This is a genomic window from Streptomyces sp. NPDC030222 (genome assembly GCF_055573115.1).
The window spans coordinates 54,881-73,267 of the sequence record NZ_JBVICA010000026.1 but is presented as its reverse complement, the minus strand read 5'-3'; the positions used below and the strand labels follow the sequence as shown (position 1 = coordinate 73,267).

Annotated in this window: 17 protein-coding genes and 1 pseudogene; 8 read left to right on the top strand and 10 right to left on the bottom strand. The window is 71.2% G+C overall.

All coding sequences use genetic code 11. The features are described from left to right. Nucleotides 1–194 precede the first annotated feature (194 nt). Entirely contained in the window at nt 195–518 is a 324-nt protein-coding gene (locus ACZ4Z5_RS29320) for a three-helix bundle dimerization domain-containing protein (RefSeq protein ID WP_468268240.1), read from the bottom strand. Between the two features lie 428 nt (nt 519–946). Next, nucleotides 947–1,555, bottom strand: coding sequence for a TetR/AcrR family transcriptional regulator (locus ACZ4Z5_RS29315; protein ID WP_468268237.1), 609 nt, complete (start codon nt 1,553–1,555; stop codon nt 947–949). 89 nt (nt 1,556–1,644) lie between these two features. Here ACZ4Z5_RS29315 and ACZ4Z5_RS29310 point away from each other — a divergent pair, with 89 nt between their 5' ends. Together ACZ4Z5_RS29310 and ACZ4Z5_RS29305 are read left to right on the top strand one after the other, a co-directional pair. Then, nucleotides 1,645–2,073, top strand: a complete 429-nt coding sequence (locus ACZ4Z5_RS29310; RefSeq protein ID WP_468268234.1) for a nuclear transport factor 2 family protein — start codon at nt 1,645–1,647, stop codon at nt 2,071–2,073. Then, nucleotides 2,070–2,918, top strand: coding sequence for an NAD(P)H-binding protein (locus tag ACZ4Z5_RS29305; RefSeq protein ID WP_468268231.1), 849 nt, complete (start codon nt 2,070–2,072; stop codon nt 2,916–2,918). The genes ACZ4Z5_RS29310 and ACZ4Z5_RS29305 overlap by 4 nt, the downstream gene beginning before the upstream one ends. Before the next feature lie 93 nt (nt 2,919–3,011). Here the strand turns inward: ACZ4Z5_RS29305 and ACZ4Z5_RS29300 are convergent. After that, nucleotides 3,012–3,290, bottom strand: a pseudogene (locus ACZ4Z5_RS29300) (RidA family protein); the annotation flags it as partial. A gap of 188 nt (nt 3,291–3,478) precedes the next feature. Continuing rightward, nucleotides 3,479–4,456, bottom strand: a complete 978-nt coding sequence (locus tag ACZ4Z5_RS29295) for a helix-turn-helix domain-containing protein (protein ID WP_468268227.1) — start codon at nt 4,454–4,456, stop codon at nt 3,479–3,481. A gap of 131 nt (nt 4,457–4,587) precedes the next feature. On the opposite strand from ACZ4Z5_RS29295, the gene ACZ4Z5_RS29290 reads away from it, so the two are divergent. After that, nucleotides 4,588–5,616 (top strand): saccharopine dehydrogenase family protein, encoded by a 1,029-nt coding sequence (locus ACZ4Z5_RS29290; protein ID WP_468268224.1) that lies wholly within the window; start codon nt 4,588–4,590, stop codon nt 5,614–5,616. A gap of 264 nt (nt 5,617–5,880) precedes the next feature. Here the strand turns inward: ACZ4Z5_RS29290 and ACZ4Z5_RS29285 are convergent, their stop codons facing one another. From ACZ4Z5_RS29285 to ACZ4Z5_RS29265, 5 genes are all read right to left on the bottom strand, one after another. Then, a complete protein-coding gene (locus ACZ4Z5_RS29285; RefSeq protein WP_468268221.1) occupies nt 5,881–8,661 on the bottom strand; it encodes an alpha/beta hydrolase family protein in 2,781 nt (926 codons plus the stop codon). 389 nt (nt 8,662–9,050) lie between these two features. Continuing rightward, nucleotides 9,051–10,235, bottom strand: a complete 1,185-nt coding sequence (locus ACZ4Z5_RS29280; protein ID WP_468268218.1) for a YVTN family beta-propeller repeat protein — start codon at nt 10,233–10,235, stop codon at nt 9,051–9,053. A 281-nt stretch (nt 10,236–10,516) separates the two neighbouring features. Continuing rightward, nucleotides 10,517–11,008 (bottom strand): peptidylprolyl isomerase, encoded by a 492-nt coding sequence (locus ACZ4Z5_RS29275; RefSeq protein ID WP_468268215.1) that lies wholly within the window; start codon nt 11,006–11,008, stop codon nt 10,517–10,519. Between the two features lie 220 nt (nt 11,009–11,228). Further along, nucleotides 11,229–11,837 (bottom strand): TetR/AcrR family transcriptional regulator, encoded by a 609-nt coding sequence (locus ACZ4Z5_RS29270; RefSeq protein ID WP_468268212.1) that lies wholly within the window; start codon nt 11,835–11,837, stop codon nt 11,229–11,231. A gap of 486 nt (nt 11,838–12,323) precedes the next feature. After that, a complete protein-coding gene (locus ACZ4Z5_RS29265) occupies nt 12,324–13,187 on the bottom strand; it encodes an enoyl-CoA hydratase/isomerase family protein (protein ID WP_468268208.1) in 864 nt (287 codons plus the stop codon). Nucleotides 13,188–13,277: 90 nt separating this feature from the next. Here ACZ4Z5_RS29265 and ACZ4Z5_RS29260 point away from each other — a divergent pair, with 90 nt between their 5' ends. From ACZ4Z5_RS29260 to ACZ4Z5_RS29240, 5 genes are all read left to right on the top strand, one after another. Further along, complete coding sequence (locus ACZ4Z5_RS29260; RefSeq protein ID WP_468268205.1) at nt 13,278–13,643, top strand: MerR family transcriptional regulator; 366 nt, start codon at nt 13,278–13,280, stop codon at nt 13,641–13,643. A gap of 444 nt (nt 13,644–14,087) precedes the next feature. Next, a complete protein-coding gene (locus ACZ4Z5_RS29255; RefSeq protein ID WP_468268202.1) occupies nt 14,088–14,324 on the top strand; it encodes a hypothetical protein in 237 nt (78 codons plus the stop codon). After that, the gene (locus tag ACZ4Z5_RS29250) at nt 14,321–15,151 is read left to right on the top strand and encodes an amino acid permease (RefSeq protein ID WP_468268199.1); all 831 of its coding nucleotides are present in this window, start codon (nt 14,321–14,323) and stop codon (nt 15,149–15,151) included. Before ACZ4Z5_RS29255 ends, ACZ4Z5_RS29250 begins: the two co-directional genes overlap by 4 nt. Before the next feature lie 535 nt (nt 15,152–15,686). Beyond that, entirely contained in the window at nt 15,687–16,631 is a 945-nt protein-coding gene (locus ACZ4Z5_RS29245) for an FkbM family methyltransferase (protein ID WP_468268196.1), read from the top strand. A gap of 173 nt (nt 16,632–16,804) precedes the next feature. Further along, entirely contained in the window at nt 16,805–17,623 is an 819-nt protein-coding gene (locus tag ACZ4Z5_RS29240; RefSeq protein WP_468268194.1) for an SDR family oxidoreductase, read from the top strand. 70 nt (nt 17,624–17,693) lie between these two features. Here ACZ4Z5_RS29240 and ACZ4Z5_RS29235 read toward each other — a convergent pair whose 3' ends face one another. Continuing rightward, complete coding sequence (locus ACZ4Z5_RS29235; RefSeq protein WP_468268191.1) at nt 17,694–18,164, bottom strand: hypothetical protein; 471 nt, start codon at nt 18,162–18,164, stop codon at nt 17,694–17,696. Nucleotides 18,165–18,387 lie beyond the last annotated feature (223 nt).

Here is an 18,387-nt window from a genome sequence, read left to right as displayed (position 1 = left end):
TCGACCTGGACGCCGTGGCCTGCCTGCGTCAGCAGGTGCAACTCGCTGCGCGGGAACAGCTCGGCGAAATGCCGCGCCACCCTCGCGTGTCGGATTCATCGCCGCATCCTTGGCCGGCGTCGGGCAGCCGCCGAGTGGTTCCCGTGGGAATCATGGTCCCGGTGAGCGGTTCCGGCCAGCTGCCGAACCCGCCGTCACGATGTGCCTTCGCCGACACCGGATCCGCCACCCGGGTGCGACGGGTACTTCGTCCCCCGCGCATCCCAGTGCGGGGTCCTGCGCGCGGCGAGGGCGTTCCTGGCCCTGCGTTCGACCAGGATCGGCACGTACGTCCGGACCCGTGCGTGGCGCAGTGTCTCGTACGCCGTTCTCACGTGCGTGTCGATGGTGGCGGGATCCGCCGCGGGGAAGGAGGCCTTGAGGCGTTCCTTCACGTGCCGCAGCGCCTCCCGGTCGGACTGTCCGGCGCTGACCTCCGTCTCCCCGCCCTGCGGTGGTGTTCCGGCTTCGGGGCGCATGGCCGTCGAAGGCTCGCCCGGAGGACGGACAGGGCCGTCAGGTGTCAGGCTCTCGCTCTCCGTGTTCATCACGCCCCCGCATGACCGGCTTCTCCTGCTGAGAAGAAAGAGGGTGGCCGCGGGAAACAGGGGCACCGTCGCCTGCGGCCCGTCGGGCGGTTTCCCTCGGTGCCGGCCGGTAAACGCCGTTGCCCACGGTCGCCGACGCCAGGAGGCCACCGCCCGCATCCCTGCCATCAGCTTCCTGCACCTGCCCGCTCCGTCGATCCGGTCGCCCCGTCAAGGCACGCGCCGCGGCGGCGGTGATGGCGCCCTGCCCGTACCGGATGTTCGCCAGAGGCCGCGCACGACGCCGACGTCGCCGACGTCGACCCGCGCACGCCCCGGCCGACGGACTCGACCACGTCCTCGCCACCCCCGACCGCCGGTCAGTCGCCTGCCGCCGACTCCTGTCGGGTGCGGGCAGCGAGGACTCCGGCGGTGAAGCCGGCGAGTCGCTCCCGCAGGTCCTCGCGGGGCACGCTCTTTTCACCGGCCAGGTAGGCGACGAGGTCGGCTCGGGTGGCCGCGAGCAGGACGTGGGCGGTGAAGTCGCTCTCGGCCTGCCCGGGAATCCGCGCCAGCAGATCACGGAGAAGGGCATGCCACCGCTCGTAGTGCTCCGTCCGATACGGGCTGGCCGCGCCGGTCTGCTCCAGGGCCAGCGCGAGGTGGCGGTTGTCGAGCTTGAAGCACAGCACGGCGTCCAGCAAAGCCGGTACGCGCTTGAGCGGCGGGGTCTCGGGCCCCAGCGGCGGCGGGCCCTCGTCGACGGCCTTCCTGATCGGTTCGAGCCGCGCCTCGTACAACGCGCGGATCAGCCCCGTGCGATCGCCGAAGGCACGGAAGAGCGTTCCCTTTCCGACGCCTGCCGCCGCTGCGATGTCGGCCATGGTGACCTCTTCGGGACTCTGGCAGTGGGTGAAGAGGTCATCGGCGGCCGCGAAGACGGCAGCCCGGTTACGGGCCGCGTCCTTGCGTGGCCTGCGCTCGGACATACGGTTCCTCCAGTTGCGATCCGGACCGGCGGTCCGTATCTTTAATCGAAACGGACCGCTGGTCCGCATGGTACGCGAGGGAGTAACTCATGCGCACGGACACCCCACCGGAAGATCTGTACCGCCACAGCCTGCGACTGCTGCTGGACAAGAACATTCCCGCCTGGGTCGGGCTATGGGCCGACGACGGCAGCATGGAGTTCCCGTTCGCTCCCCCGGGCCGGCCCCGGCGCCTGGAGGGCAGGGAGGCCATCGCCTCCTATATGCGCGACTATCCCGGCCACATCGACCTGCACGACTTCCCCGACCTGCGGATCCACCGGACCACCACCCCGGAGACCATCGTGGTCGAGATGCGCGGCGTGGGCCGTCTCGTGAAGACCGGCGCCCCCTTCGACATGACCTACATCGCCGTCGTGACCGCCCAGGACGGACGCTTCACCTCCTATCGCGACTACTGGAACCCCCTCGCCGTCCAGGAACCCGGCATGGACTTCACCGGGAGCAGCACCCGATGACCACCACCGCCACCACCCTGGTCATCGGCGCCACCGGCACCACCGGCAGCCGTACCGCCGCGCGGCTGATCGCCGCCGGGCACCGCGTCAGGGCCGCCGGCCGCCGCGCGACCCCGCTGCCGGGCGCCGAACCGGTCCGCTTCGACTGGTACGACCCCGCCACCTTCGACGAGGCGCTCGCCGGCGCCGACCGCGTCTACCTCATTCCGCCACTGGGCGACCCGGACCCGGCCGCGGTCATGCTGCCGTTCCTCCACCGTGCCCGCGCCACCGGCGTACACCGCGCGGTGCTCCTCGGCTCCTCGGCCATCCCCGAGGGCGGCCCGGCGGTGGGAGCGGTGCACCAGGCCCTGCCCGGCCTGTTCGACGAGTGGGCGGTACTGCGGCCCTCGTGGTTCATGCAGAACTTCACCGGCACGCACGCCCACGCCGTCAGCATCCGCGAGGACGGAGTCATTCTGACCGCGGCCGGCGCCGGACGGGTTGGTTTCGTCGACGCCGACGACATCGCCGCCGTCGCCGCCCATGCCCTGACCGACGACGCCGCGCCCAATACCGACCTGGTCCTGACGGGCCCGGAGGCGCTCAGCCACGACGACGTAGCCGCCATCGTCACGGAGGTCACCGGACGCCCCGTGGTCCACCGCCACCTGACGTACGAGCAGATACGTGACCGTCTGGCCCCCGCCATATCACTGGAGTTCGCCGCCCTGCTGGCCGGCATGGACCGCGCCATCGCCGAGGGAGCCGAGGACCGCACCACCGACACCGTCCAGCGCATCACCGGCCGCCCGCCGCACGGCTTCCGCGCGTTCGCCGAACGGGAGCTGGCGCGAGGCAGATGAGCCGCGCGGCCGGCTGCGGGCCGCTGACCGGTGCGGGCCCGCCACCGCGCGGCCCGCACCGCCTCCGTGGCGGAACCGGGTACGGAACCCCGTTCAGTCGAGGACGGCGATGGCTTCGATCTCGACCAGGTGCTCGGGGACGTCCAGCGCTGCGGCGCCCAGCAGTGTGGCCGGCGGGGACGCGGTGACTCCGAGCTTCGCGGCCGCCCGGCCGATCCCCTCCATGAGCAGGGGCATCTTGTCTGGAGTCCAGTCGACGACGTGGACGGTCAGTTTCGCCACGTCGTCGAAGCTGTCTCCGGCCTCGGCCAGGGCAGTGCCGATGTTGAGCCAGCGCTGTTCCACCTGCACGGCGAGATCGCCTTCGCCGACCCTTCGAGTCCGCCCCCCACCGCTTCGGTTCTGACGGGCAGAGGCGGAGCCGGCTTCGACCCCCGACGACGGGGTGGTCGTACGCCCGACCACGGGTCGAAGGACAGGGCTTCGCCTCTGGGCGAGGTGCGGATGGCGACCACCGGATCCCCGGGGGTTCCGTCCACATCCACCGAACTGACGAGACATCAGTAGTGGTGTCGCCCGACGGCGCGCGGGCCGGGGCGGGATTGGGTACGGAAGGTGCGGCGGTAGGTGTCCGGTGGGATGCCGACCGTCCGGGCGAAGTGGCGGCGCAGGGTGGTGGCGGTGCCCATGCCGGTGGCCGTCGCGATGGTGTCGACGGTGTCGTCGGTGGTCTCGAGCAGTTCCTGCGCATGTCGGATGCGTTGGGTGAGCAGCCACTGCAGTGGGGTGGTGCCGGTGACCGACTTGAAGTGGCGCCCGAGGTGGCGCGAGCTCATCCCGGCCTGACGGGCCAGGTCCTCCACCGTGAGTGCCTGGTCGAGGCGCTGCAGCACCCAGGGGAACAGGCCGGCCAGCGGATGGTTGCCGGGGGCGGGCACCGGAGTGGTCACGAACTGGGCCTGGCCTCCGTCACGGTGCGGAGGGACGACCAGGCGCCGGGCGATCGTGTTGGCGATGGCCGAGCCGTGGTCGAGGCGCACCAGGTGCAGGCAGAGGTCCATGGCAGCGGCCTTGCCCGCGGAGGTGAGCACGCTGCCGTTGTCCACGTAGAGGACGTCGGGATCCACCGTGACCTGGGGGTGGCGTCTGGTCAGCTCCTCGGTGTGCGCCCAGTGCGTGGTCGCGCGCCGGCCGTCCAGGAGGCCGGCGGCGGCGAGCACGAAGACGCCCGTGCACAGAGAGGCCACGCGGGCCCCCGCCTCGTGGGCCGCTCGCACGGCCTCGACCAGCTCGGCCGGCGGGTCCCGGTCGACGTCGGCCCATCCGGGGACGATCACGGTGTCGGCTCGCTGGAGGTGGTCGAGACCGTGGTCGGGGTCCAGCCGGAAGCGACCGACCCGGACGGCGCTCGGGCCGCAGAGCGCGAAGTCGTACCAGGGGTCGACTATGTGGGTCAGGTCGGCGCCGAAGACCTCGATCGCCAGGGACAGTTCGAAATGCAGCATGCCGTCGGTGATGGCCAGGGCAACAGTGGTCACGTCCGGAAGTGTACGGGTCGTGTCGTTCCAGACACTCGTGTGGAGGGTTCCTCCGCGCCAGGATCGTCATGACGGAGCGCGGCGGATCACACGGATCCGCCGCGGAACACTCGGTGCGGAGGAGCGGGTTCATGGGATCGGGTCAGACGGTGGCGGTGTTCGGCGCGTACGGGCACACCGGTCGGTTCGTGGTGACGGAGCTGATGGAGCGGGGGTTCGTCCCCGTGCTGTCCGGCCGCGACACCGGCAAGCTGAAGGAGCTGGCGGACGAGACCGGTCTGGACGCCCGCCCGGCGACTGTGGACGCCCCGGACTCGCTCGATCGCGCGCTGGCCGGTACGGCCGCCGTCATCAACTGCGCCGGGCCCTTCGCCTCGACGACCGCCCCCGTGATCGAAGCGGCCCTGCGGGCCGAGATCCCGTACCTGGACGTGGCGGCCGAACTGGAGGCCAACATGGACACCTTCGTGCACTTCGCCGACCGGGCACGGGACGCCGGCGCGGTCGTCGTCCCCGCGATGGCCTTCTTCGGCGGCCTCGGTGACCTGCTGGCCACCGCGGCCATGAGCGACTGGAACGAGGCCGACGAAGCACACATCGCCTACGGCCTGAGCAGCTGGCACCCCACCGCGGGGACGCGCCTCTCGGGCGCGGTCTCCCGGGAGCGGCGCGGTGAGCGACGCCTGCGCTACACCGGCGGACAGTGGGAGTACCGCACCGACGCCCCGCCCACCCTTGAATGGCGCTTCCCGCAGCCGATGGGCCCCCAGCCCGTGATCGGGGAGTTCACGATGGCCGACGTGGTGACCGTGCCCAGCCATCTTTCCATCCCGGAGGTCACGACCTACATGACGGCCAATGCCGTCCAGGACATCGCGGCCCCCGGCACGCCGGCGCCGGCCGCCACCGACGAGAGCGGACGGTCCGGCCAGACCTTCCTCGTCGACGCGGTGGTACGGCTCGGCGGCGCCGAGCGCCGCGCGGTGGCCCACGGGCAGGACATCTACGCCGTCACGGCCCCCCTCGTCGTCGAAGCCCTCGAACGCGTCCTCACCGACCGCATCCGCACTGTCGGTGTCGCGGCCGCGGGCGAGGTCTTCGACGCCCTCGACTTCCTGCGCGCCCTGTCCCCGCACGTCACCTTCGAACTGCTCTCGTAGCACGCAACCACCCCGACCGCGCCTCAGCCGCCTTGAACGAGGCGTCCGCGACCCCATCGATGGCGGTGGCGATGTCCAGACGTCGACCTGAATTGGCCCGCACCCGTCGATCCCGCGAGGCCAGTCGCGAATCGCCCCGGTCATGAGGCGGCTGCATGATCGGGCGGACAGGTCCCAAGAAAAGAGCCGAGGCGCCTGGGTGACACACCGGTCGCCCGTCGGGACCGGTGTGTCACATCGGCACGGTGATTCGCGTGTACCGCGTTACGACGGGTCCCGTACGGTGCCGGTGACCACCGGCCCCGGCTGAAGCTCCCAGGACTGGTCGTAGGTGAACCACTGTGCGCGCAGCGATTCCTCGGGCTCGTGCACCCGGTCCTTGACCGTGGGCACGGTCACCTCGGTGCCGAGCGTGCCCGGATCGACCGAGACGGCGACGGAGGGACGTTCGTTCAGCCGGGAGAGCGGCCGGGACGGGCTCGGCGACGCGCCGAGTGCGCCCTCCAGCCAGGCCCGGTCGACGTCCGTCGTGGACAGCTCCGTCCCGCCGCGGACGGGCAGGAACTGGAACTCTCCCATGATCTCCGCGTCGGCGGCCTCCGACAACGACACCTTCCAGGTCAGCGCCCGGCCTTCGGTGACCCGGTCGGCGACGGGCTTGACCGTGATCCTGGGCATGGGGTCGTCGTTCTGCGCGACCACGCCGCCGCTGTAGGAGCCGACGACCGCACCGCGGATCGCCTTGACGAACACGGTGTGCGTGGCGTCGTAGCCGTATCGGGTGTTGCCGCGCACGGGGAACGACACGTTGATGTCATTGCCGCCCGGGCGCACCGCCACGGTCCGGCTCGTCATCTCGTCCGTGTCCGGCTTGGCGACGAACACCCGGACCAGGCCGCTGCCCTTTCCGGTGACCCGTACCGGAACGCGGTAGGTGCGGACTCCGGAGTTGCCCTCCTTGACCTTGAGCCTGCCGATGTCGACGCGCGACAGCTCGCCGGATGTCACCGCCGGCGTGCCGGGGCGCCAGCCCCAGGCGTCGATCAGCCAGGCTCGTCCGGACTTGCTGCGCGGCGTCAGTTCCAGTGCCTTGACCCGCTTCAGGTCCAGTTTCGCCCGTACGGCGGCGGACAGCGGCACACGGACCTCGCGCGCCCAGTGGGAGGCGGTGCGGTCGCTTCCCGGCAGTCCGTCGACACGGGCGCGGCCCAGCTGGGCGCGTCGTCCCGAGGCGTCGACGATCGCGACGTCGAGCTGGGTGCCGGTGCTGTTGGGCGGCACGAACACACGCAGTGCCAGGGCCTCCGCGCCCGTCAGGGACACCGGTCGTGCGGGGCGCACCGCGGTCACGGATCCCGCGCCGGACCACTTCAGCGCCACGGACTTGCGGTCCGGCTCCGGCGACGCCTCCCAGATGGCGAAGTGCGGGGACCGTCCGACCGCGTCGGGCGGCAGGCAGGGCTCGCGGGAGTCGACCTGGGCACACAGTTTGCCGCCGGTGACCGTGACGGACGTGCCCGGCAGGAAGGCTTGCGTGCGCCGGGCGCCGACGGCGTGGGTGAGCACGCGTGCCGGGTCGGCCGAGGGGGCGCGCCGGCCGGAGCCGTCGAGCAGCGGACGCACCCGGTCGTCGCCGTCGAGGAACAGCCGGGCCGCGGCGGCGATGTACGTGGCGCCCGCGGCCTGCTGCCGAGTGGCGGTCAGACGGGACTTCTTGCCCGGCGAGCACACCGGGTCGGGCGTCTCTCCGGGCCCGAAGTCGTCGTCGGCCGGCGCCTTGGCCTGTCCCGGGGTCCATTCGCTGTTGAAGAAGTTGTGGTTCGCGCCGACCATGTACACGGCACTGTGCAGCGCGGTGCCGCGGCTGACGCCTCGTGTGCCGTCGACGTAGGTCTGGCCCTGGAGATCGGAGACGTCGCCGTCGCAGCCGGGGAGGATGGTCACGGAGGGAACGTCGGGGACCGGGTTCTGCCCGAAGATGGTGGGACCGATCAGGACGTTGCCTCGGATCTTCCAGCGCACCCGGCCCCGGTGACCGTCCTCGTCGGCGGGGGGCTTGTAGAGGCTGTCGAGCGCGGCCCGGTTGACTCCCTCGCCGCCCCTGGAGTGGCCGACGAGCAGTACGCGGGACAGATCGGCCGGAGAGACCGCGCGGACGGGCTTCGGCGCGCCGGAGCGGTGTGCGGCCCAGTCCGCCCACCGGGCGAGGTGCAGCCGGACCAGGGACGAGCGGGCCTGCGCTCCGCCGTCCTCGGCGAGGTGGTCCTGTCCGTTGATGCCGTTGGCCGCGATGGACAGGGTGACGTAGCCCTGGGAGGCCAGGAGCTTCTGGGTGCGCAGATAGCCCTGGTGGCTCGGCACGGGCTTGGTGCCGGGCTCGCACGGCCACGCACCGCCCTGTCGGCCGTCCGTGCCGTAGCAGGTGTAGTGGCGGCCGTGCAGGAACAGCGCGACGGGGCGCTTCCCGGGAGCGTCGGTCGGCCCGACCACGGTGGCGCGCATCTCCACCGGCTGGGGGAAGCCCGGCAACCGCACGGATTTCAGGGCGTATTCGCCGGTGACGGTGCGGTAGCGGCCCGGCACGCCAGGGTCGATCCGGTTGGCGGGCAGGGGGGTTTCCGGCTGGGGCGCGGCGAAGGGCCGGCCGTGCGGGGCCGGCACGGGGGACGCGTCGGCCGTGTCGAGCCGGCGACCGCCGGCCATCACCCGCAGGTCCTCGGTCCGCCCGAGGCGCCGCTCCCTGTACGTCAGCCGGAACGAACGCCCGTCGGGTGCCGCCGCGGGCCGGCCGAGCAGCCGGTCCCCGGCGTAGAACTCGACGCGGGCGTCGCCCATGGGCACGGGCTTCGGCGAGGTCCAGACGAGCTCCCTCGAGGCGCCCGCGCCGGAGAGCCGCCACCCCTCCGGGAGGCCCCCGTCGCCCCCTCCCGGCGGCGATGCGGACGGGGAACCGGGGGACGGCTGCGCGGAAGCCGGCTCCGGCGACCCCACTGTCAGCGTGAGTACCGCCATCGCGGCGGCCACCACGCGTGTGACACGTATCACAGTGGTTTTCCTCATCATCGGTCATGTCGGGACACCCCGGACGAGTGGGGCCCCCTCGCCCCGGAGGACGACAACCGAGATGGGTGGGTTGCCTCATGGCTCGATACGCATGGCAAACGTCCTGTACCTGCTTGGAGTTGAGGTAGGTGTCCGGCTAACGACCGGATGACCGAGGGGAGTTGCCGGACCTGGACGCTGTGGTGAGCGCATGACCGCGTCGACGTCCGGGCGTGGTGGGATCAGGCCGAGAAGCGGACAGCCGCGGCGCTCGCCGCCGGCGGCCGCCTGGTGAGTGGTGCCCACGCGCCGTCGCGCTGGGTGCCAGCCGGCCCGGAGGGCCACGAGGCGTGCGGCAGCGTGGCCGACTGGACCGGGCCGGAACCCGGCCGTCAGTGAATCCGTCGGTGATGCCGCTGCTCCCGGGGCGCGGGCCGGCAGTCGGCGTCGCCTCCCCTCCCGTCGGTGGTGACGCACCACGGTGAGGGCAGCGTGGTGTGGTGTCTTCTCTTCGGGGTGATCGCGATGCCGGTGGGTCCGTCACCGACGGGGACGGTGTCCACGACGGTGTCGGTGGCCGTGTCGATGACGGAAACGCTGTCCTCGTCGAAGACCGTGGTGTAGACGCGGGATCCGTCCGGTACGGCAGCGACGCTGGTGGGCCCGGTGCCGACGGGGACGGTGGCCGTGACGTTGTTGGTGGTGGTGTCGATCACCGACACGTCGCCCGACCCGACGTCGGCGACATAGACGCGGGAGCCGTCGGGAAGGATCACCACCCCGGCGGGCCCGTCACCGACGTCGGTGGAGTCCGTGACGCTGTTGCTCATGGTGTCGATCACCGAGACGTCGTCGGAGTCGAGGTTGGTGACGTAGACGCGGGATCCGTCGGGAGTGACGGCCAGGCCGGTGGGTCCGCTGCCCACCGGGACCGTGTCGACGACCTCGTGGCCGGCGGTCCGGATCACCGCCACGCTGTTCTCGCCGGCGGTGGCGAGGTAGAGCCTGGAACCGTGCGGCAGTACCGCCAGGCCCAGCGGGAAGGTGCCGACCTCGATGGTGCCCTCGACGGTGTTCGTCGACGTTCGGATCACCGAGACGCTCGCCGCACGGGTGTTGGAGACGTAGACGCGGGAGCCGTCCGGGGACACCGTCACCCTGTTGGGTTCGTCGCCCACGGGAACGGTGTCCACGACGGTGCCGGTGCGGGTGTCGATCACCGACACCGTGTCGGCTGCGGACTGTGTGACGTAGACGCGGGAGCCGTCAGGGGTGATCGCCACACTGTTGGGTCCGACGCCCACGGGAACGGTGTCCACGACCGTGCCGGTGCGGGTGTCGATCACCGACACGGTGTCCGCATGGAGGTTGGTCACGTAGGCGAGGCTGCCGGAACGGTGGTCGGCCTCCGTTCCGTCCACCGCCCCTGCGGTGCCGGTCAGGGCGGCCGGGGCGGCCAGGACCACGAGCAGCGAGGCCAGTGGGCCCCATGGCCGGCCCCGCCGCCGTTTCCCCTCGCCGCGTGCCCGTGGGGCGGATGTACACCCCAGCGCTCCGCGGAACATGGTGTTCGGCATGAGGGCTCCCTGCGCCACGTCGTCCGACGCCCCGTCACGGGGTCGTCCGACGTGACGCTAGGGCCCTCGGCGCTCGCGGTGCGCGAGGCGCGCCACAGCGCTCCGGTCCTCGGGGACCAGTGCCGGGCCCGGTGCCGCCGTCCGTTGAAAGCACACGGGGGTACTTCCTCCGACGGGCGCACTCCTCACGGGCACCCACCCGGTCACCTGCGACGGCGGGCGCCCGGGCCGAGTCCCACGGGAAGCCGATCGGGTGGGTGGAGCGGTCGGAGACGGACGTCTCAGATCTCGCCGGCCGCGGCGATCCTGACGGTCTTGCTGGTCCGGCCGGTGTTCGAACCCAGCTTCTCGACGGCGTCCACCACTTCGGTGCCTTCGACGACCTCACCGAAGACGACGTGCTTGCCGTCCAGCCAGGGGGTGACGACGGTGGTGACGAAGAACTGCGAACCGTTGGTGTCCTTGCCGCGGTTCGCCATGGACAGCAGGTACGGCCTGTCGTGCTTCCGCTGGAAGTTCTCGTCCTCGAACGCAGCTCCGTAGATGCTCTTGCCGCCGGTGCCGTCACCCCTGGTGAAGTCGCCGCCCTGGAGCATGAACTGCGGAATGACACGGTGGAAGACGGAGCCCTCGTAGCCGAAGCCGTTCTGGCCGGTGGCCAGCTCCCGGAAGTTGCGGGCGGTCTTGGGCACGGTCTCGTCGTACAGCTTGAAGACGATCCGACCGGCGGGCTGATTATCGATCTCGATGTCGAAGAAGACGTTGGTACCCATGGGCCGATCATGACACAGCGCGACCGGCCCTCGTGACCTCGGGCGGTTCACGTCGCAGTCGGCGCCGGAACGGCCGCCGGCGGGATGCGGGCCGGTGTGGCGCCGCGGGCGCGCCTCCCGCGTCGGCGACGCGAGGCCACGAAAGGGCCGGACCGTGGCGGTGCCGGACCGGTGTGCTCCGGCCGGCGCCGCGCGCCGTTCCCCGGGTCAGCCACCGTCCCTACAGGCAGTCACGGCCCTGCGGCAGGCCGGCGAAGTCCGCGGGAACCGCCGGAAGCACCGCGGGCGGACCGGCTCCGGGTGAGGCGGCGGGCTCGGGGCGGGAGGACTCGCCGGCGAAGATCCGGGCCAGATGGTAGTCAAGTACCGCTCGTACGTCGGCCAGTGAGCGACGCTCGTGCAGGACGTCCAGGCCCAGCCCCATGGCCCCGGACACCAGCAGGTCCGCCTCGTGGCCCGCGTGCAGGCCCACCGCGGTGGCACCGGCCGTGCTCGCCCCGGCGATGATGTCCGCGACCAGTCGCCCGAGCGGATGGTCGGCCGCCAGGAAGACCGCTGCGAGCGCCGGGTCGGTCAGGCTGCGGGCGTAGTACGCCGCGAACACACGGAGCGTCAGCGCCCGTTGGCCGTCCAGCGGCAGGAACTCGTCCAGGAGCGCCCGCAGGAGCCCGCGCGGATCCGCAGGGTCGACCGATATGCGTGCTCTGGCCAGTCGCTCGTTCTCCTGGTGCAGCAGGCGCAGGGCATCGATCAGGAGGGCGTGCTTGCCGTCGAAGTGGTACTGGACCGTACGCAGGGACACTCCGGCCTCGTCCGCGATCCTGCGCATGCTCGCGGCGTGCAGCCCGTGTGTTCCGCCGCGATGCGCCATACCGCCTCGGCGATCACGAGCCTTCTGCGGGCCCGGGCGTCCGTCGACTGCGTCACGGACGGCGCCGTCGCGTCAGGGGCCTGCTTGCGCTGCCGATAGGCCCGCCCCTGGCAACTCCGGGAGCAGTACAGGGCCGGACGACCCCACTTCGCCTTGGTCAGGGGCGCACAGCACATCTGGCAGGCATTCCCGATTTCATCACGCACGGATCTCACTCTGGGGAGGCCGGCGCCGCGAGCCGTGCGGGCGTCCACGACCGGATGAGCGCGCCTCACACGCGAACCGGCACGGTCGCGTCCCCGCGGTGCAGCGCCTCCCGCCCGGCACACGGGGCGGCGACCGACCCGGCCGCCTCCCATTAGGGGCGGCCGGCCGGGTCGGGTGGGCGGAATCCGGACCCGCAGGTGTCCGTGACCAGGGCGCACCCGGTGAGCCGCGTGAGGCTCAGACGATACGGTCCAGTGAGGCCTCCAGGTCGAGTTCGCCCTCGCGGGTCTGGGCGCCGGCAGCCACGGCGGCTCGCATGCGCTCGACCACGGCATCCGGTGCCGGGTAGACCCCGCCCAGGGCCTTGGTCTCCTCGCCGAGCCCCTCCAGCAGGCTCCCGCTGGTGGCCGCGGCCCCGACCGCCGCCTTCGCCGCGGTGATCTGTTCCGGGCGCAGCACCGCGATGCGCCGGGCGAGGGTGTCGACGAAGCCGTCGAGTTCCCCTGCCGGCAGTGCGCGGTTGATCCAGCCGTAGCGCTCGGCTTCCTCGGCGTCGAAGAGGTTGCCGCCGAGGATCACCTCCAGAGCCCTGGCGCGGCCCATCAGAGGGGGCAGCAGTTGGGTGCCGCCGCCGCCGGGGATGATGCCCATCCGGGTCTCGGGCTGGGCGAGCCAGGTCCGCCCCCTGGCCGCGAAGCGCATGTCGAGTGCCATCGCCAACTCGTTGCCTCCGCCGCGAAGACGCCCGGTGAGCTTGGCGATCGTCACCTGTGGCAGCGCGCGCAGACGCAGCATCAGCTTCTGCATCGGGTTGATCAGAGACTCGTCGCCGCCGGTCCCGGCACCTGGGTTGGCCAGCTCCGCGAAAGTCTCCGGCTCGAGCATGAAGCCCAGGTCGACGTGTGCGACGAAGAAGTCCGGGTCGGCGCTCTGCACCACGATCACGCGCACCCGCTCGTCCTCGCGAACGGCTCCGACGAAGTGGTGCAGTTCATTGATGAGCGTCGCGTCGAGCATGTTGACCGGCGGGTTGTCGAGCGTGACACGAGCAACGCCCGCATCGAGCGCCACCCGCAGTCCCGTGTAACCGTCGTACGGCATCTCGTCCTTCTCTCGTGGATTCTCTGGCCCCAGGCCCGTACATCGGTCACGCTAAGACCTGACGTTGACGTCAGAGGCAAGGGGAATGTGATGCGCATCGGGGAACTCGCCGCCAGAACGGGGGTGAGCGTGCGAGCGCTGCGGTACTACGAGGAGCAGCACCTGCTCGCATCCGAACGCAGCCCCAGCGGGCAGCGGCACTACGCGGACAACGCGGTCGACCGCGTCCTGCTGATCCGGCAGTTGTACGCGGCAGGACTGCCGAGCCGGTCGATCGTGGAGCTGTTGCCGTGCGTCGTGACCGGCGAGGTGACACCGGAGCTGCTCGAACGGCTGTCGGCCGAGCGGGACCGCATCGACACCCGGATCGGCACCCTGGTGGACACCCGGGACCGTCTGGACGCCGTCATCGCCGCGGCCACCACCACCTTCCGGACGGGCCGCCCTTGTCCCTGACGAGTGCGCGGGCACGGGGTCGCGACCGGGAACACGAGCCGCATCCGCACGCGCTGGACTCTCACCGACGGTCCTTTGCCAGAGCATGATCATCAACGGCCGTCACGCCTGGTTGCCGAAGCCGTCGGTACCCTGCAACGGCGGTGTCTTCCGCGTTCACGCCGGCTCGGGTGAGCCGTCAGCCGGCCAGGTGGCAGCCCTTGGAGCCGGCCGCGAGCTCGCTGTCGGGGCTGACGGAAGATGCGGCCGTACGGCGGAATCGGGCCGGATGCCGCGGGCCCACTCACACGGGGGTGCTGCGTGAGCGCCACCGCCTGCGTCCGCACTGCGGATGGGGGCGCGTCGCCGGACCGAGGGCTTCGCAGAGGGATGTCTCGGGTGCGCCGGTCCGGCAGCCGTGCCCACATGGGTGGTGGTGGCCGCACGGGCCCGATGGAAGGCGAGGTGACCGAGGTGGCGGAAGCTGCGGCGGGCGAGCAGACCGACGAGAGTTCCGTCGAGCTCGGCGGCTACCGGCAGGAACTGAAACGTACGCTCGGCCCCTTCCAGGTGTTCGCGATCTCGTTCGCGTTCATCTCGGTGGCGGTCGGCGTCTTCGCCACGTACGACGACGTGCTGCAGCGGCGAACCTGGCCGAGGAGGCCAAGGATCCCTATCGCAGCGTCCCCCGTGCGATCGTGACATCCGTCGTTGCCACCGGGGTGCTGGGCATGCTCTTCCTGGTCTCGCTCACCGTCGCGATCGACGACATCCCGAGAGTGACCGCCAGCGGCTCGCCCGTCGCAGCGATCATGCGTGATCAGCTCGGTCCGGTGATGGAGGGAACGCTACTGGTCGCGATCACCTTCGCGTTCTTCGGAGCCGGGATGGTGGTGATGACCGCATGCTCGCGGATCGTCTTCGCCATGTCGCGCGACTCGCGCTTCCCCGCCCACCGGCTGATGCTGCGGGTCGACCCACGCACGCAGACGCCGGTCCCGGCGCCGGTCCTGGTCTTCGGCGTGGGCGTCGTCCTGAGGGTCGCGCTGCCGGGTGACGCACTGCCGGAGCCGATCACGGCATCGACGATCCTCCCGGCGCTCATCTACTGCGCGACCGTCGTCCTCTACCTGGCGGTGCGCCGACGGCTGGACCGCCGGAAGGGCGCGTTCGACCTCGGGCGCTACGAGCTGCCGGTCGCGATCGCCGCGCTGGTCTGGTCGCTCGTCTCGCTGTTCGTGCCGGCGGCTCCTGCGGAGGCGCTCGTCCGCTTGGTGATCGTGGTCGGTCTGCTGCTCGTGGGCGGGCTCTTCTTCCTCGGCATGCTCGTGTTCAACCGAAGAGGCGCTGGAGACCGAGCCGGGAAACGTGAGCGCGTTCAAGCACTGACCGGGAAACGGCCGGGCGAGCGCGCTCTCCGGACAGGTCTCGTCTCGGGGCGCGCGATTCTCGCCAGCAGGCGTCACTCCCCGTACCGAGTCGCGCACCGGACTCTTGGCATGTCGGCGCACGGGATGAATGACATATAAGGGGTGTATCGAATGGCCGGGCGAGGGGCGTCACGCCGGTCCGATCCTTCCGGAATGTGCAGTACCGCCGGATGGGTCCTCATCCGGATGCCACTCCGGACGCCCTTCGCGAACCGGGCACGGAGACGTTCCCGTAGCAATCGCACCCGTCCCGTCACCGCACCCCCTGGTACAGCAGCCGCATGGCGGCCGGCGTGACATCACCCCTGGCCAAGGGGCTGGAGGCGAACCGATCAGCGCGGGCGCGGGAGGGGCCGGACGGAACCGTCCCGAGCGGTCGGCCGGGGCGGCGGGGCTCCGGAACGCGGACCTCCGTCGCCCGCACCCATTGGGTGAATGAGGAACGGTTCTCCGGCAAAGGGATGGCACCAGGACGGGCAGCAGTTAATGTGGAAATCTGCCTGGGGCAAGATCCTCATGCATACCGCTCGCGCGCGCTCAACCCCGTTTCCGGCCGATCCCTCGAGTCCCGAAAGCCTGTCCGCACGCAACGCACCCCGGAGTCTTCGTGCCCCTCGCCGTCACCCTCCCGCACATGCCAGACGTGATCGCAGAGTCCGGTCCGTATCCTCGCGCCCTGGACGTGCGCAACCCGGCGCAGACCGGGGTGCAGCGCATTCTGAACGAGCACGGGCTGGCCGGGTACGAACCCGTGACCATGGCGACCCTGCTGACGCTGGCCCGCCAGGCCCCCGCCGGCTCCGACGTGTACGACGTGGGTGCGCACATCGGTCTGTACTCCGCGGCCATCGACGCCGTCTTCGGCCGTGGGAAGAAGGACCTGCACGTGCACGCCTTCGAACCCACTCCCACGACCGCAGCGGTGTGCAAGGAGATCCTCGAAAGGAACCGGCTGGGGTTCTCGCTCCACCCGTACGCGGTCTCCCGGGAGACGGGGACGACTGAGCTCTACATCTCGAAGCACGAGACGTCGAACTCCCTCAACCCACGGTTCCGCAAGCACATCGCGACCATCGAAGTGCCCGTCACCAGTCTCGACGCCTTCACCGAGGAACACTCGACCCGCCCCCACCTCATCAAGATCGACGTGGAGACGTACGAAGCCGCGGTCCTCGAAGGGGCCATGGAGACCATCGCGCGCTTCCGGCCGTGGATCGTGGTGGAGTTCCTGCCGCGCGTGGCCAGGACCGAGGGGCTCCAGCAGGTCATGAAGTCCCTGCACGAGCTGGACTACGGTTTCTACCTGCTGCACTCGGACATGCCCTGGCTCCGTTGGAACAACGAGAACTTCGCCGACTGGGTGACCAATCCGTGCCGTGACTGGCTGCTGGCTCCCAAGCCCGTCACCCATCAGTTCCTGCGCCAGGTGCGCTCGAGCATGCGCGCCGTCCTGGCCTGCGAGGACTCCACGAACCTCAAGGTGCCCGACCGGGCTCCGTTCCCCCTCGGCTGGAACCGGCCCTATGGGACGGGCGGGGCCGGCGGCTTCCTGAGCTCGCTGCTGTCGCGGCGACGCTGAGTCCCGGCGGCCGGTGCCCGCCGGTCCGCGGAGAAGCGGCGCTGCTGCGGTATCCGGCCCGCTTCCCGTCCGCCCCCGGTCGCACTCGCCCCTGTCACATCCGGCGGCGCTGTCCGGTCCAAGCCGGTATCGGGCTGTACGAAGGCAGCCCTCTGCCAGATCAGGACAGCAGCATGAATCAGACAGTCCTCGTGACCGGTGGTACCGGGAACCTGGGAGGCCACATCGTCCGGATCCTCCTCCAGCGGAGCTGCCGGGTGCGCATCCTCTCCAGGAAGGAACAGCACACCGGGTCCGTGGCGGCGGCCGGCGCGGCCGAGCCCGAGTGGGTGCGAGGCGATCTCGTCACGGGCGAGGGTCTCGGCGAGGCGCTGAGCGGCGTGGACACGATCGTCCACTGCGCCACCGACGGCCGGAGCGCCACCGGCGATCTCGAGGGGACCCGGATGCTGCTCGGCCGGGCGGAGGCAACGCGGCCCCACCTGGTGTACGCCTCGATCATCGGCGTGGACCGGCACCCGTTGCCGTACTACCGGGGCAAGTACGAGACGGAGAAGCTGATCGAGGGCTCGGGGCTGCCCTGGAGCGTGCTGCGCGCCGCCCAGTTCCACGACATCGTCCACTACGCGTTGCACCAGGCGGCGAAGCTGCCCGTGATGCCCGTGCTCGCCGGCACCCGCTTCCAGACCGTCGACGCCTCCGAAGTGGCCGCGCGGATGGCGGCCCTGGTCCCGGCAGGACCGGCCGGCCGTGTCCCCGACCTGCCCGGGCCGCAGACCCTGACCATGGCGGACATGGCCAGGCTCTATCTGCGTCACACGGGCAAGCGGCGGGCGCTGCTGCCCCTCCCCGTGCCGGGCCGGGTGGGAGCGGCATACCGGCGAGGCCTGCACCTGGCTCCCGCCCCGCACCCGCACGGGCGGACCTTCGAGGATTTCCTGGGCTCCGGTCCGGAACTGAAGGTTCCCGCCGCCGGGCGCGGGCGGGCCTGACGGCTGCTGCGGGCCCGAGACCGCGGGCACGGCTCGGGCCCGCAGGGGCGGCCCGACGCACAGCGGCGGGTCACCGGGAAGTGCTGCTCGTCCCGCGTCGCGTGGGGCCGGCTTCGACGCGACGGGGATCCAGGACGACGTCCTGCCAGGTCCAGCAGTCCGCCGTCTCGATGGCGACCTCCGCACCGCACCCCGCGCAGGCGAGGTTGGCCCCGGCCATACCGTCCGGTCCGCAACAGCCTTCGCGACGGCCCTTGTCCAGGATCGGCTCGACCCCCCGGACATCCCCGGGACTCAGCACCACGCTCATCCTGGGCCCGCCCGGGAGCCAGACCGCTTCGGCGCCCTCACCGGCCGACACCCGCGAGAAGCGCGACGGCTCCGGGTCATAGGCGAACGTCCCCGGCGCCAACCTCGGCGGGCACTCCTCGTCCGGGCCCACCTCGTACGGGGCCACCGTCTCGCTCGCGGGCGGCAGCGGTACCTCGATCACCGGCGCGGAGAGCTCGGTTCGGCACTGCCCACATCGGAAAGCGATCACACCGCCATGATGCGCCAAACGGCCTTGCCCCGCAGGGGATTCGCCTCCGCACACGCCTCGGTGTTCCGCAGGGCTCGAAATCCGGACGCCCACCCTCGGCTAGTGCCCAACATGTGTGCATCCGGGAAGCATCGTGCGCAGGGCAGCCAGTTCCCCCGGGATTCCGTTGACCCCTCAGCAGCCCGCGTCTCAGCATGGCCGGGTCAATTCCGTGAGTTCGGAA